The sequence below is a fragment of the Delftia deserti genome (assembly GCF_042653485.1).
Taxonomy (GTDB): domain Bacteria; phylum Pseudomonadota; class Gammaproteobacteria; order Burkholderiales; family Burkholderiaceae_C; genus Comamonas; species Comamonas acidovorans.
The window spans coordinates 4,961,611-4,975,839 of record NZ_JBHSIH010000001.1 but is presented as its reverse complement, the minus strand read 5'-3'; the positions used below and the strand labels follow the sequence as shown (position 1 = coordinate 4,975,839).

Below are 14,229 nucleotides of genomic sequence, written 5' to 3'. Positions count from 1 at the left end.
GGATCAGCGCCGTGCTTCGCCGGGCCTGATCCTGAACCAGATCGAGTACATGGCGGGCAGAAAGACCAGCGTCAGCACCGTGCCGGCGAGCGTGCCACCGATCAGCGTATAGGCCAGCGTCCCCCAGAACACCGATTGGGTCAGCGGGATGAAGGCCAGGATCGCCGCCAGCGCGGTCAGGATCACGGGCCGGGCGCGCTGGACGGTGGCCTCCACCACCGCCTGGAACGGCTCAAGCCCCTCCTGCTCGTTGTGCTGGATCTGCCCGATCAGGATCAGCGTATTGCGCATCAGGATGCCCGACAGCGCGATCAGCCCCACCAGTGCATTGATGCCGAAGGGCTGCTGAAAGACGATGAGCGTCGGCACCACGCCGATCAATCCCAGGGGGCTTGTCAGGAACACCATGACCATGGCCGATATCGACCGCACCTGCAAGATGATGATGATCAGCGTGATGGCGATCATGATCGGGAACAGGGGCAGCATGGCCGCCATGGCCTTGCCGGATTCCTCGATGGAGCCGGCCTCGTCGATGCGGTAGCCCGCAGGCAACGCCTTCCTGATGGGCTCCAGCTGCCGGGTGAGGGCCGCCGACACATCGGGCGGCTGCAGGCTGTCATCGATGTCTCCGCGGACCGTGATGGTGGGCATGCGGTCGCGGCGGCGCATGACGGGCTCCTCCATCTGCACGGTGACCTCGCCCAGTTGCGACAGCGGTATGCGCTGGCCAGTGGCGTTGGTGAGCGTGAAGTCGCCGACCCTGGCCACATCGTGGCGGGTGCCGCCCGCAGAACGCGCCATCACCTGCACGGTGCGGATGTCCTCGCGCACGGTGGTCACGGGCACGCCGCTGAGCAGGAACTGCAGCTGCTGCGCGACCGCCGCGGAGGTCAGTCCCATGGCCTGCAGCCGGTCCTGGTCCAGGGTGAAGCGCATGACGGGGGTGCGCACGCCCCAGTCGGAGTTCACGGTCCGCATCATCGGGCTGTCGTGCAGCACCTGGTGCACCTGGCCGGCAATGTCGCGCAGCCGCTCCGGGTCGGGGCCGGAGACGCGATATGCCACGGGGAACGGGGAGTACGGCCCGAACACGATCTGCGATGCGCGCACCTGCGCCTGCGGAGCCAGTCCCTGGGAGATGGCCTCGCGCAGCCTGAGCTTGAGTGCGTCGCGCTGCTCCTGGTTGGCGGTGCGCACGACGATCTTGGCGAACGACGGGTCGGGCAGCTCAGGGGAGATGGCCAGAAAAAAGCGCGGTGCGCCCTGGCCGATATAGGCGGTCACGATCTCCGATTCGGGCTGCTGCAGCAGCCAGGCTTCCACCGTGCGGGTGGTCTCGCTCGTCTGGCCGATGGAGGTGCCGTAGGGCATCTGCACCTCGACCATCACCTCGGGCCGGTCGGAGATGGGAAAGAACTGCTTCTTCACGATGGACATGCCCAGCACGGAAGCCACCATGAGCCCGCCCACGACTGCGGCCACCAGCGCCTTGCGGGCGATCACCTTGCCCAGCACGCGCCGCAGGCGCTCGTAGCGGGGCGTGCCATACATCGCCGCATGTCCGCCTTCGACCTTCTTGAGAGGGGGCAGCATCTTCACGCCGAGATAGGGCGTGAACACCACGGCCACCACCCAGGACACGATGAGCGCGATGCCGACGATCCAGAACATGTTGCTGGTGTACTCGCCTGCAGAGGAGCGGGCGAACCCGTTGGGCATGAAGCCCACCGCCGTCACCAGCGTCCCGGACAGCATGGGCGCCGCGGTATGGCTCCAGGCGTAGGCGGACGCGGCCACGCGGTCGTAGCCCTCCTCCATCTTCACCACCATCATCTCGATGGCGATGATGGCGTCGTCCACCAGCAGGCCCAGCGCAAGGATCAGCGAGCCGAGCGTGATGCGGTCGAAATTCTTTCCCGTGGCGGCCATGATGATGAACACGGCCGCCAGCGTCAGCGGCACGGCCGCAGCCACCACCACGCCAACGCGCCAGCCCATGCTGGCGAAGCACACCACCAGCACGACCAGCAGCGCGGCCAGGAACTTGAGCATGAACTCATCGACGGCGGCGCTGATGTTCGCGGCCTGGTCCGTCACCTTGCTCAGGCCGATGCCCAGCGGCATGTCTGCGTTGATGGCGCCCACTTCCCTGTCCAGCGCCTTGCCCAGGTCCAGCCCGTTCCAGCCGTCGCGCATGACGATGCCCAGCAGCAAGGCCGGCTCCGCACCGTTGCGGATGATGAAGGTCGAGGGGTCTTCGTAGCCGCGCTGGACGGTGGCGATGTCGGACAGCCTGACCGTGCGGCCCTGGGCCACGATGGGCGTGTCGCGGATCTTCTGCAGCGCGTCGAACGCCCCATCGATGCGGATGAACACCTGCGGTCCCTGGGTCTCCACCGACCCGGCAGGGGTGAGAGCGTTCTGGTTGTTCAATGCCGCGAAGACGTCCTGCGGGCTGATGCCCAGCGTGGCCAGGCGCTCGTGCGAGAACTCCACGTAGATCCGCTCGGATTGCTCGCCGACGATGTTGACCTTCTTGACGCCCGGCACATGCAAAAGACGCTGGCGCAAGGCTTCGGCGTCGCGCACCAGTGCCCTGGGCTCTACGCCGCGCGCCTTGAGGGCGTAGATCGCAAAGGTCACGTCGGCGTACTCGTCGTTCACCATAGGGCCGATCACGCCCGCCGGCAGGTTGCGGGCTTCGTCACCGAGCTTCTTGCGTGCCTGGTAGAACTCCTCCTGCACCTCGCCGGGGGGCGTGGAGTCGAGCAGGGTCAGTGTGGTAAAGGCCAGCCCCGGTCTGACGAAGGTTTCGGTGCGGTCGTACCAGCGCAGCTCCTGCAGGCGCTTTTCCAGCTTCTCTGCCACCTGGTCCTGCATTTCCTGCGGGGTGGCGCCAGGCCAGGCCGTGATGATCGTCATGACCTTGACGGTGAAGGCCGGATCTTCCGCCCGGCCCAGCTTCAGGAAGGCAAAGACACCCGTCAGCGAAATCAGCAGGATCAGGAACAACGTGATGGAACGCTCACGGACGGCAAGCGCCGATAGGTTGAAACGGCCTTCACTCACGGGACGCTCCCGTGGACACTGAGGGCGCAGGGGACACAGTGGACATTGGTCCAGCTGAAGGCGCCGGCACCTCGCTGCCCAGTCGCACCTGCGCGCCCTCGCTCAACAAATGCGCACCGAGCGCGACGATCCGCGCCCCCAGGCCGAGCGCACCCACCACCTGGGCATTGCCGTCCTGCACCTGAACCACGGTGACGGGCTGGCGCCTCACCTGATCGCCCTGCACCACCCAGACAGCAGCCCCCTTGCCCTCATCGAGGATGGCGCCGATGGGGACCTGCATGGTTGCCTTGCCCGCTGTCGATGTAGCTGTTGCTGTCGATGTCGATGCCCCGCCGATCCTGAGCGTGACCGTGCTGCCCAGCGGGGCGCTTGCCGTCGCGCCGGCGTCCAGCACATAGCGGGCCTCAAAGGTACGGGTGGCCCGGTCCGCCACATCGGACAGCTGGCGCAGTCTGGCGGGGATGACCACATCCTCCCTGCCGAACAGGCGGGCCTGGGCCGCCGAGCCCAGCGCGGGCCGCAGTGTTTCGGGCAACTGTACGACCGCTTCGCGCCTGCCGGCATGGGCGAGGCGCACGACCACCTGGCCGGCACTGACGACCTGGCCAGGCTCGGCAAGTGTTTCCATCACGATGCCATCGGCATCGGCCAGCAGTTCGGCGTAGCGGCTGGCGTTGATCGCCACTGCGGCCTGCGCTTCGGCTGCCCTGAGCTGGGCGCGGGCGGCATCTGCGGCCGCCTTGATCTGTTCATGGGCCAAGGCCGAAACGGCACCCGTTCCCTGCAGGTCACGGTAGCGCTGCTCCTCGTCGCTGGCCTGCTGGGCACGTGCCCTGGCGGCTGCGACGGCCTCCTGCTGGGCATTGGCGGCCAGCTTCAGGTCCACCGGGTCGAGGCGCAGCAAGGCCTGGCCCCGCCTGACCGTCTGGCCTGTATCCACCAGGCGCTCCAGCACCTTGCCGGCCACGCGAAATCCAAGATCGCCCTGCACCCTGGCCGCGATGGTGCCGGTGAAGACGCGCTCGGAAGAATTGCCTGGCGCTACCAGGGTGGTGCGAACGAGGGGTGGCTGGGTGCGCGGATCTGGCGGCGGGCTTTTGCCGCAGGCCGCGAGTGCAAGTGACAGTGTGCCGACAGCGGCGATGGACAGATGGCGGTGCCGAAGCATGAGGGGTCCCGATCAATGAGCAGGACCCGATTCTGTGATTAGTGACCATTTATGTCAATGGTCACAATTGCGGGCTTTAGGGCGACAGGCTTCTCAACACCAATCCGGCCAGTTGCGCGGGCGCCTCATCCGCATGGTCGAGGCTGTGCTGCAGCATCACCGGGTTCAGATAGGGGAGCATGACCAGGAAGATGGCGCGCCCGGTTTCATCCAGCGGCGTCTTGCGCTCGAAGTCGCCCCGCTGGCGCCCGGCATCGAGTATCTGCAGCAGCAGCTGATGCATGCGTTCTTCATAGGCCTGCGCTGCCTGCCAGCGCTCGGCCGACGCCGAAATGGCGATCTCGTACAGCTTGCGGTCTTCGGAAAAAAGCCGCAGCGTGGCAGCGACGATCGCCTTGAACAGGCGCCGCAGCTGTTCGGGAGGCGCATCCGTGCTGGCGACGGCCTGGCGGATCTCCGCCTCCATCTCCATCAGGCAGTTGGAACAGATCATCTCGCCGATGACCTGCTTGGACTCGAAGAACTTGTAGATGTAGGCCTTGGAAAAGCCGATGGCCTTGGCAAGGTCGGACACCGTGGTTTTCTCGTAGCCGTAGCGGCTGAAATGCTCTTTCGCCGCAATCACGATCTGTTGCCGGACATCGTGTTCGACCGGGCCGCGCGCAGAGGTCGGATAGACGTTGGTGGTGCTCATGCGGCCTAGCTTACTCCAACAAAAAAATACTATGCAAGTGACCATTATGGAATATAGTCACAGCGTCACCACGCTTCTGACTGTTGAACATGCCGCGTCTTGCCGCCCCCGTCTTTCTGATGCTCGCCAGCCTCTGTGCAGGATGTGCGGTAGGCCCTGACTACCAGCCGCCCGCCACGGCCCTGCCCCAGGCCTACATGGGCGGCCGCGTTCTGGGTGAGGGCAAGCCGCCTTCGCCGGCCTCCTCCACGGACCTTGCGGCCTGGTGGGCAGCCTTTGGCGATGCGCAAATGGCGCACCTCGTCACGGCGGCACTGCAGCAGAACCTGGATGTTGCCCAGGCCGCTGGCCGCGTGCTTCAGGCACGCGCCGGGCTGGATGCGGCGGCAGCCGCGTTGCTGCCGTCGGCCCAGATCTCGGCGCAGACAGCCAGGAGCTATCAGTCGGTCGAAACTCCGCTGGGCCGGGTCCTCGACTCCATGCCGGGGTTCGATCGCTACGGCAGCGCCCAGGAGGCCAACCTCGGGGCCAGTTGGGAGCTTGATCTCTTCGGCGGCCTGCGCAGGGCCAGGCAGGCCTCCCTGGCCGAGTACCAGGCATCGGAAGCCGGCGCCACTGCCGTGCGGCTCGCGGTGGCCGCCCAGACTGCGGACACCTATATCCAGGTTCGCGGCCTGCAGGCGCGGCTGGCAGTGGCACGCTCGCAAGTGCAAACCCAGCAGCAACTGCGCTCCATCGTCGAACTGCGTTGGGGCAAGGGCTTGGCACCCGAGCTTCAGCTGCGCCAGGTCGAGGGAGCGCTCGCACGGGCACAAGCCACCGTCCCGCCGCTGGAAAATGCGCTCGAAGCCGCCCTCAACGCCATGGACGTGATGCTGGCCACGGCACCCGGCACGCACCGGACCGAACTGGCCGATCCCCGCCCGGTCCCCGTATTGCCAACCCTTTCCCTGGCAGAGGCGCCCGGCGATCTGCTGCGGCGACGCCCGGACCTCATCGCGGCGGAGCGGCGCCTGGCAGCGTCGAACGCACGCATCGGCGTGGCGATCGCCGAGTACTACCCGAAGCTGTCGATCAGCGGCCTGATCGGCAGCGCAACCTCCATCTCCGCGGGCAATCTCTTCGGGGCCGGCGCGTCGCAGGCAACCCTTGTGGGCGGCCTGCGCTGGCGGCTGTTCGACTTCGGACGCATCAACGCCCAGATCCAACAGGCGCAGGCACAGGAGGCGGAAAGCCTTGCCGCCTACCGGCAGTCGGTACTGCGCGCCACGGAAGAGGTGGAGAACGCCCTGGTATCGCGGGACAAGCGGCAGGAGCTGATGGCCGTGCTCGCCAGGGGTGCGGAGGCACTCACGCGGGCCCGGCAGGCCGCGGGCGCCGCCTACGACAAGGGCGTGGTCAGCCTGATCGAGGTGCTGCAGGCGGATGAAAGCCTGCTGGGCGTGCTGGATGCACAGGCGCAGGCCCGGACGGAGTCGGCGCGATCGACGGTCGCGATCTTCAAGGCGCTGGGCGGCGGCTGGACGCCGGAGCCTTCCAGGGCATTGGCAGCCGCCAGCCACGGTCTTCCCGCCAGCGTTGCCCCCTGAACCTGCCACTTCCCGAAAGGAGCCCCCTTTCCACACAGCAAAGAAACCGAACACCCCTGCGGGACGCGCGGCCCAGGCGACCTGCCCAAGCAGGCGGCCCAAGCCATGGCCCGGCTCCACCCACCCCCATCTGTCAAACCATGTCAAACACAACCCCCTCCCCCACCGCTGCTGCAGGCGCACTCGTCCTGAAGTCGGCGCTTGCCGCCATCGCTTTCTCTACCTGCTTCGCTGCCTATTCGAAGCCGCAAGATGCCTCGACAGCACCATCGGGCGCAGCGCTGTCCCGCGCCGAAGTCATCGCCGATCTCGCACTCTGGCGCCGCGCCGGATTGGACCGCCATGCGGAGATATCGATCTCCTACGGAGTCGAAACGCAGGAATATCGGGCCGCATACCAGGAGTACCTGCGCCTTCGCAACAGCGAGGCGTTTCAGGCGGAGGTCCGCAAGGCGTTGAGTCGGTAAGGCGGAGCCCGTCCCCGCCCAGGCCATCGCGGCAGTGGCCGACTGCCCCGCTGGCTCGGGACGTGGCCCGGGGCTTTGCCTACAGGCCCAGGTCGGACAGACCGGGGTGGTCATCGGGGCGACGGCCCAGCGGCCAGTGGAACTTGCGCTCCGACTCCTGGATGGGCATGTCGTTGATGCATGCGAAGCGCCGGCGCATGAGACCGTCGGCCTCGAACTCCCAGTTCTCGTTGCCGTACGACCGGAACCAGTTCCCGGCATCGTCGTGCCACTCATAGGCATAGCGGACTGCGATCCGGTTTTCTCCGTACAGCCAAAGCTCCTTGATCAGCCGGTAGTCCAGCTCCTTCTTCCACTTTCTCTCAAGAAGGGCCTGGGCCTCGGCGCGGCTGTTGGCGAACTCCGCCCGGTTGCGCCATTTCGTGTCGAGGGTATAGGCCATCGCGACCTTGGCCGCATCGCGTGTGTTCCACCCATCCTCGGCCAGACGGACCTTTTGGACGGCGCTTGCGAGAGAGAAAGGGGGCAGGGGTGGGCGAGTTTCCATGATGTGACCTTTTGAAGAGATGTAGAACGATCTGTCTACATGCGCCACTCTAACGAATGTGGAACGATCTGTCTACAATGTCTTCATGAAAACTTCCGAGCCTTCCTTCGAGTCATTGCCGCCCCGCGAGCGCATCCTGGTGGCAGCCCATGGCCTCTTCTACGCAGAGGGCATCCGGGCCACGGGCGTGGACCGGATCATCGAGCGGTCGTCGGTCAGCAAAGTCACCTTCTACCGCCAGTACGCCAGCAAGGACGACCTGATCCGGGCGTACCTCGACTACCGCCATGAGCGGTGGATTTCCTGGTTCCAGGCCAGCCTGGCGCAGGCGCCCGCCGGGGGCTCGCCAGCGTTGGATGCGCTGTCCAGCACCCTCAGGAACTGGTTCGGCCAGCCCGACTTCCGGGGCTGCGCCTTTCTCAATGCCGCTGCCGAACTGGGCTCGTCCGACCATGAGATCCTGGCAACGGTCCGGCGGCACAAGCAGGAAATGTCGTCCGTGCTGGATCGCCTGTTCGGTGGCCATCCCGTATCCGTGGGCGCCGCGCTCACCCTGATGGCGGATGGCGCCATCGTCCATGCGCAGATGGGTCAGCCGATCGATGAAGTCATGGAGAACTTCAAGGCAGCGGCCGAGGGGGTGGTGAGCCGCCCCGGGTCTTGAGGGGGCTCAGGCATCCGGGGCACATGGGGCCGATACATCTGCAGCAAAGGGCATCGGACACGGGACACGTGTGCGGTGCCGTTGCGCAAGTTCCGCACCGGGCCTCGTTACTCCCCTGCCAGCGCAACGACAGGATCGAGCCTTGCCGCCTGCCGGGCCGGCATGAAGCCGAACACCAGGCCCGTCGCCACCGCACAGCCGAAGGCCAGCAGCATGGCTCTCACCGAGAAGACCAGTTCGCTGCCCCAGACGATGAGACCTGCCCCGATGGCCACCCCCGCCACGATGCCGGCGGTTGCGCCGACCATGGTCACCAGCACGGCCTCGGTGAGGAACTGTCGCTGGATGTCCGTTTGGCGCGCCCCGGTCGCCATGCGGATGCCAATCTCGCGCGTGCGCTCCTTCACCGCCATGAGCATGACGTTCATCACGCCGATGCCGCCTACCAGCAGGGACACGGCGGCGATCAGGCTGAGCATCGTCGTCATCGAATCCTGGGCCTGGGCCTGCGCCTGCAAACGCGCGGCCGCGTTGGCGACGAAGAAATCCTCGCGCCCGTGGCGCAAGCGCAGCAACGCCTCGATGGCCGCCTGCGCCGGCAGCACGCTCGGCGAATCCCGTGCCTGGACCACCGTGTAGTGCGGATCGAAGCTGCGACCGTTCGGAAAAACGCGCAGGATGCCCGAGCGGTAGGGCACCACCACCAGGTCGTCTTGCGAACTGCCGCCATCGCCGGCGCCCTTGGCCGCCATGACGCCGACCACCTGGAACGGTGTATTGCCGATGAGAAGCTGCCTGCCCAGCGGCGATTCATCTTCGAAGAACCGCTCGCGCACCTTCTGCCCGATCACGACCACCGGCGCCAGCTGTTCGTCCTCCGCCTCGGTAAAGAACCGGCCTTCTGCCACCGGCCAGTGATGGATGGACGGCCATGCATGGGTGGCCGCGATGGTGTCCGCCTGCCAGGCCAGGTTGCCATGTCGCAGCATGGCCGGGTCGCGCGCCACGGGCATGGCGTGCGCCACTTCCGGCAGCATCTCTATCTCCTCGAGGTCGGCCAGGGTCGTCACGCCCTGCGGACCACCCTGCGGTGGCGGGCGGTTGTTGATGTACATGACGGTCGAGCCCATCGCGCCCAATCGCGCGACCACATCCTCGCGCGCTCCCATGCCCACGGCCAGCATCACGATGACCGAGGCCACGCCGATGACGATGCCCAGCAAGGTCAGTGCGGTGCGCGAGCGGTGGATGCGCATGGAGCGCCAGGCCGATCGCAGCGCCTCGCGCAGGTCCGACAGCAGCGGCGTGCCAGGCTCAAGCCGCGCCCCTTCCGCGCCGGGCGCGGGGATGGCGGCGAGCGCGAGGTCTGACGCGGCCTGGCCTGACGCGGCTCGGCCTTCCCGGACGTCGCCGACGATGCGCCCGTCGCGGATCTCCACGACGCGCCGGGCCTGTGCCGCCACCTCGCGGTCGTGGGTGATCAGGATGATGGTGTGGCCGGCATCCGCCAGCTCGTGCAGCAGCGCCATGACCTCGGCGCCGCTTTGGCTGTCCAGCGCGCCCGTGGGCTCGTCGGCCAGGATGATGCGCCCGCCATTCATCAGCGCCCGGGCGATGGAGACGCGCTGCTGCTGCTGCCCTCCGGACAGCTGGTTGGGTCGCAGGTGCAGCTTGCCGGCAAGCCCCAGGCGTCCCAGCAGCGCGCCTGCACGTTCTGCGCGCTCGGCCCCGGTCTTGCCGGCGTAGATCGCCGGCATCTCCACGTTCTCCTGCGCGGAGTCGGTGGCGATCAGGTGGTAGCCCTGGAACACGAAGCCGAAGGCCTCGCGTCTAAGCCAGGCCAGCTCGTCGGCGACCAGGTCGGCCACGTCACGGCCGTTGAAGCGGTACGTGCCTTGATTCGGCCGGTCCAGGCAGCCCAGCAGGTTCATCAGCGTGGACTTGCCCGAGCCGGACTGGCCGACGATGGCGACGAATTCCCCGGCATGGATGGCCAGGTCGATGCCGTGCAGCACCTCCACCACGGGGCGCCCCGTGGCGGCGCCGCCATAGCGCTTGCGGATGCCCCGCAGTTCGATCAGCGGGGTCACCACCGCAATCTCCTGGGGCCCGCGGCCGGGGCCGCCTCACCGGTGATGATCCGGTCCCCTTCGGCCAGCCCCTCCAGCACCTCCGCCTGAAGGCGGTCCCTCACGCCCAGACGCACACGGCGGACTTCCACGACCTGGTCGGGTGACCGCTCGGCAAGCAGGCGGACCTCGTGCGTCTTGTCGGCGTGGAGGTCGCTGGCGGTCTTGAAGGCGGCCAGCGGGGCGACAAGCACCCCCTGGGCCGCCGCAGCCACCACGGTAGCTTGGGCCGTCATCTGCGGCATCAGGGCACCGTCGGGATTGTCCACGTCGAACAGCACGGTGTACTGCACGGCCTTCATGGCGGGCGCCGCAGCAGCGCCGCTGCCACCGGCGGCACCGGCACCGGATTGCACGGGCGGGGCCGGCAGCACCTGCCGCACCTTGCCGCTCCATCGGCGCCTGTCCCCTCCGAGCGTGGTGAAGTAGGCGGCCTGGCCCACCTTGACATGGCGGATATCGGCCTCGGACACCTCAGTCCACACCGTCATCCGCGAGAGGTCGGCAATGCGCAGCACCGCGGGCGTCTGGTAGGTGGCGTTCAGCGTCTGGCCTTCCTTGACGTCGATGCCTGTCACCACGCCTTCAATGGGCGCGTAGATGCGCGTGTAGCCCAGCCGCGCCTCGTCGGCGCGCAGACTGGCCGCCGTCTGGCGAATCGTGGCCTCGTACTGCGCCACCTTGGCCCGCGCCGAGCGCCGCATGGCGGCGGCCGTCTGCACGTCCTCCAGCCGGGTGGCTCCATCACGCGCCATCTGCTGCTGGCGGCTGTACTGCTGGCCGGCCAGCTCCGCCTGGGCCTGTGCGTCGTCCAGCTGGGCACGCAGGCTGGCAATCCGGGCCCGTCCGGCCTCCACGGTGGCCGCCAGCACGCTGGCGTCGATCTCGGCCAGCAACTGGCCCTTGCGCACCGTATCGCCCGGCTGCACGTGGATATGGGTGATCTGGCCTGATACCTGGGCGCCAACGTCCACCGAACGCACGGGTTGCAAGGTGCCGATGGCCGCGACGCTCGATTCGATGTTGCCGCGGCCGACCGTGGCCGTCTGCCATCGCGGCGATGAATCCGGTCGCAGCAGGAGCCAACCCGCGGCAGCGGCCACCGGAATCAGGATCGCCAGGGCGAGCCTGCCCGCGCCGGGCCGCCACCGGCGCTGCGTGGAGTGCGGCGGCATCACCGGGCAGCCTCGCAACTCGATGTGGCGGTACGGCGCATGTCGTCGTGCTTTCCGTCCCGCCGGTCAGTAGTCATAGCGCAGGGTCACCGCGAAGCTGCGCGGCGTGCCGGCGAAGACGCCGCCGTAGTTGTTGTTGGTCGGGATGGTCTGGTAGTAGTGCTTGTCCAGTGCGTTGCGAACGTTCACCTGCAGCCGCAGGCGGCTGGTGAACTGGTAACCCGCATGCAGGTTCAGCAGCGTGTAGCCGCCCTGCTGGATGCGAAACCCGGCACCGTCGTGCGACATGGCGCTCTGTGCCTGCACGCTGCCGCCCACACGCCACCGTCCTCCGGGCAGGCGGTAGTCGGTGGACAGCTTGAAGACCTTGCGCGGCAGGGTGGTGTTGTAGTGCTTGCCCGCATTGGGGCCGGCCACGTACTTCGGGTCGCTGAAGGTGAAGCCGGCGGCAACGTTCCAGCCTGGTGCGGGCGAGCCCGTGACCTCCAGGTCGATGCCACGGTTGCGTACCTTGGCGCCCTCTGTGTAGCAGCGGGCGCCGCCACTGAGCCCGCAGGTCGAGGCCATGCTCAGGGCCACCGGCAGGTTCAGCTGGTCGGTCTGGAACACGGCCAGCGCAGTCTGCAGGCGGCCGTCGAAGAGCTGGCTCTTCACACCGGCTTCGTAGTTCTTGCCCTTCACCGGGTCGAGCAGGCCGCTCGGGCTGTAGTACTGCTGGATCGAATAGATGTCGGTGTAGCTGGCGTAGAGCGCATGCGCAGGGCTCAGGTCATGGACCACGCCCGCATACGGGATGAACTGCCGGCCGGAGTCGAACGAGGCGGTGGTGTACGGGCTGCGGGAGGAATAGTCCGACCAGCTCAACCGGCTGCCGACGATGAAGCTCAGCGCCTCTGTGGCACGCAGGCGGGTGGCGATGGAAGCGCCTTTCTCGTTGCGCTCCAGCGCATAGACGGAGGGCGTGCTGCTGAAGCCCGGCACCCGGATCGAGGAGAAGTCGAAGCCGGTGACGTCTATCGTCTGCGAGCCCCGGGGCGCGTAGATGTCGTAGTCGAAGTTGTCCCTGCGGGTGCTCAGGCCCAGCATGAGCTGGTGCTGGCGGCCGAACAGGGTGTAGGGGCCTGTGGCATGCAGGTCTAAGGCGAACTGCTTGTCGGTGTACTCCGCGTCCACCCAGGTCAGGGCATGGCTGTCGCCCGAGATCCGTGCGGGGTAATTGGCAACGAAGCTGGCCTTGGAACGCACCGCGTTGAAGGCGGCGGCCAGGCTCCAGCCGTTGCCCAGGCGGTGCTTCACGTCGCCGAAGACGGTGTAGTTGTCCCGGTTCAGGTGCGCGTCGGGGCCTGCTTGCGAGGCCGAGCGGTCCAGGGGGTAGAACGAGCCATCTTCCCGCGTGTTGAAGCCGCCCCAGTCGTAGCCCTGGTGGTTGTCGCGCTGCGCGCTGAAGCCGAGGCTGGCCGTCGTGGCGGCGCCCAGGTCGGTCTCCACGATGGCGTAGAGCATCCGGTTGTCGGCCTCGGCGCCCTGCCTGAAGCTGTTGGCCTGGTTGTTGAGCAGCACGGCGCGGCCGCGCACGGTGCCTTGGGCATTGAGCGGGCCGGATACGTCGAACTGCGCCCGGTAGTCCGCCCAGGAGCCGGCGCCGACCTCGGCACTCATCTGGAACTCGCGCGTCGGCCGCTTGCGCACCAGGTTGATGACGGCCGACGGGTTGCCCGAGCCCTGGAGCAGGCCGTTGGCGCCGCGCACCACCTCCACCCGGTCGTAGATCGCCATGTTGTTGAGCGACATGGCGTCGGCCGAAAAGCTCTCGGCCATGCTGGTGGACAGGCCATCGATCTGCAGGTCCGTGACCTGGAAGCCCCTGGAATAGAAGTACGAGCGCTCGGTGCCCAGCTGGCTGTAGGTGACACCCACAAGGGCATCGGTCACGTCGTCGAGCGACTGCATGTTGGCATCGCGCATCTGCTGCTGCGTCACCACGCTGACCGATTGCGGCGTCTCGCGGATGGACAGGTCCAGTTTGGTGGCAGTGCGCACCCGGTCCGCGGTGTAGGAGCCGGTGCCTTCGGTCGCTCCATTGGCATCGGCTTGCGCCGTCACCGTCACTTCCGCCAAAGTCACCTTGGAAGCCGCAGCCGCTGCTGTCTGGATGGTGAAGGTGCCGGGCTGCGTGCTGACGGCGACCAAGCCCGTTCCAGCCAGCAGTCTGGCCAAGGCTTCGCGTGCACTGAGATTGCCGCTGACTGCTGCGCCTTGGCGCCCTTCGACCAGCCCGTCATCAAAGAGCACCTGCGCTTGCGTCTGGCGGCCAAATGCCTTGAGGGCTTCGAGCAGGGGCTGGGCCGCAATGTGAAAGGGCTGGCGAGCTTCCATGGCGGCGGCGGGCTGGGCCAGCGCCTCGCCGGGGCTGACGGCCATCACGGCTACCGCTGCCGACACGAGCACCGCCACCAGGCTGGGCCGCAGCACAGGGCCGCACTCCTGTGTACGGACAGGCCGCGCACGGTGCGCGGCCAGCTTCCCATTGTTGTTCTCGAAACGTTCCCTCGACTGACCTTGGTACATGATCTGTAGCTCCTGGATTCCTTGTGCGTACGACGACGGCAGGCCCAGGGCAGGAAGGCGGGTACGCCCGCTTGCCAGATCAGGCGGGGGCGTAAAAGAGACAGCCAACTGCGCGGGGATGCCGCTTGCTTGCGACCGTTGGCTGGGAATCAA

At 67.2% G+C, this 14,229-nt stretch carries 10 protein-coding genes; 3 read left to right on the top strand and 7 right to left on the bottom strand.

What is annotated here, in order from left to right; genetic code table 11:
• Window positions 1-3: 3 nt before the first annotated feature.
• From ACFPFG_RS23655 to ACFPFG_RS23645, 3 genes are all read right to left on the bottom strand, one after another.
• Complete coding sequence (locus ACFPFG_RS23655) at window positions 4-3,072, bottom strand: efflux RND transporter permease subunit (protein WP_380108511.1); 3,069 nt, start codon at window positions 3,070-3,072, stop codon at window positions 4-6.
• The gene (locus ACFPFG_RS23650) at window positions 3,065-4,243 is read right to left on the bottom strand and encodes an efflux RND transporter periplasmic adaptor subunit (RefSeq protein ID WP_312374039.1); all 1,179 of its coding nucleotides are present in this window, start codon (window positions 4,241-4,243) and stop codon (window positions 3,065-3,067) included. The genes ACFPFG_RS23655 and ACFPFG_RS23650 overlap by 8 nt, the downstream gene beginning before the upstream one ends.
• A gap of 76 nt (window positions 4,244-4,319) precedes the next feature.
• Window positions 4,320-4,937, bottom strand: coding sequence for a TetR/AcrR family transcriptional regulator (locus ACFPFG_RS23645; protein ID WP_183019526.1), 618 nt, complete (start codon window positions 4,935-4,937; stop codon window positions 4,320-4,322).
• 89 nt (window positions 4,938-5,026) lie between these two features.
• On the opposite strand from ACFPFG_RS23645, the gene ACFPFG_RS23640 reads away from it, so the two are divergent.
• Both ACFPFG_RS23640 and ACFPFG_RS23635 read left to right on the top strand, forming a co-directional pair.
• The gene (locus ACFPFG_RS23640; RefSeq protein ID WP_183019527.1) at window positions 5,027-6,526 is read left to right on the top strand and encodes an efflux transporter outer membrane subunit; all 1,500 of its coding nucleotides are present in this window, start codon (window positions 5,027-5,029) and stop codon (window positions 6,524-6,526) included.
• A 140-nt stretch (window positions 6,527-6,666) separates the two neighbouring features.
• On the top strand, window positions 6,667-6,993 hold the full coding sequence (locus ACFPFG_RS23635; protein WP_183019528.1) for a DUF4148 domain-containing protein: 327 nt from the start codon (window positions 6,667-6,669) through the stop codon (window positions 6,991-6,993).
• Between the two features lie 79 nt (window positions 6,994-7,072).
• Here ACFPFG_RS23635 and ACFPFG_RS23630 read toward each other — a convergent pair whose 3' ends face one another.
• A complete protein-coding gene (locus ACFPFG_RS23630) occupies window positions 7,073-7,540 on the bottom strand; it encodes a nuclear transport factor 2 family protein (RefSeq protein WP_013800686.1) in 468 nt (155 codons plus the stop codon).
• Window positions 7,541-7,625: 85 nt separating this feature from the next.
• On the opposite strand from ACFPFG_RS23630, the gene ACFPFG_RS23625 reads away from it, so the two are divergent.
• On the top strand, window positions 7,626-8,204 hold the full coding sequence (locus ACFPFG_RS23625; protein WP_380108508.1) for a TetR/AcrR family transcriptional regulator: 579 nt from the start codon (window positions 7,626-7,628) through the stop codon (window positions 8,202-8,204).
• A 107-nt stretch (window positions 8,205-8,311) separates the two neighbouring features.
• Here the strand turns inward: ACFPFG_RS23625 and ACFPFG_RS23620 are convergent, their stop codons facing one another.
• The 3 genes from ACFPFG_RS23620 to ACFPFG_RS23610 all read right to left on the bottom strand — a co-directional run bounded on the left by ACFPFG_RS23620 (window position 8,312) and on the right by ACFPFG_RS23610 (window position 14,076).
• On the bottom strand, window positions 8,312-10,294 hold the full coding sequence (locus tag ACFPFG_RS23620) for an ABC transporter permease (protein ID WP_380108506.1): 1,983 nt from the start codon (window positions 10,292-10,294) through the stop codon (window positions 8,312-8,314).
• The gene (locus ACFPFG_RS23615) at window positions 10,291-11,508 is read right to left on the bottom strand and encodes an efflux RND transporter periplasmic adaptor subunit (protein WP_380108504.1); all 1,218 of its coding nucleotides are present in this window, start codon (window positions 11,506-11,508) and stop codon (window positions 10,291-10,293) included. The genes ACFPFG_RS23620 and ACFPFG_RS23615 overlap by 4 nt, the downstream gene beginning before the upstream one ends.
• 66 nt (window positions 11,509-11,574) lie before the next feature.
• Window positions 11,575-14,076 (bottom strand): TonB-dependent siderophore receptor, encoded by a 2,502-nt coding sequence (locus ACFPFG_RS23610; RefSeq protein WP_380108502.1) that lies wholly within the window; start codon window positions 14,074-14,076, stop codon window positions 11,575-11,577.
• Window positions 14,077-14,229 lie beyond the last annotated feature (153 nt).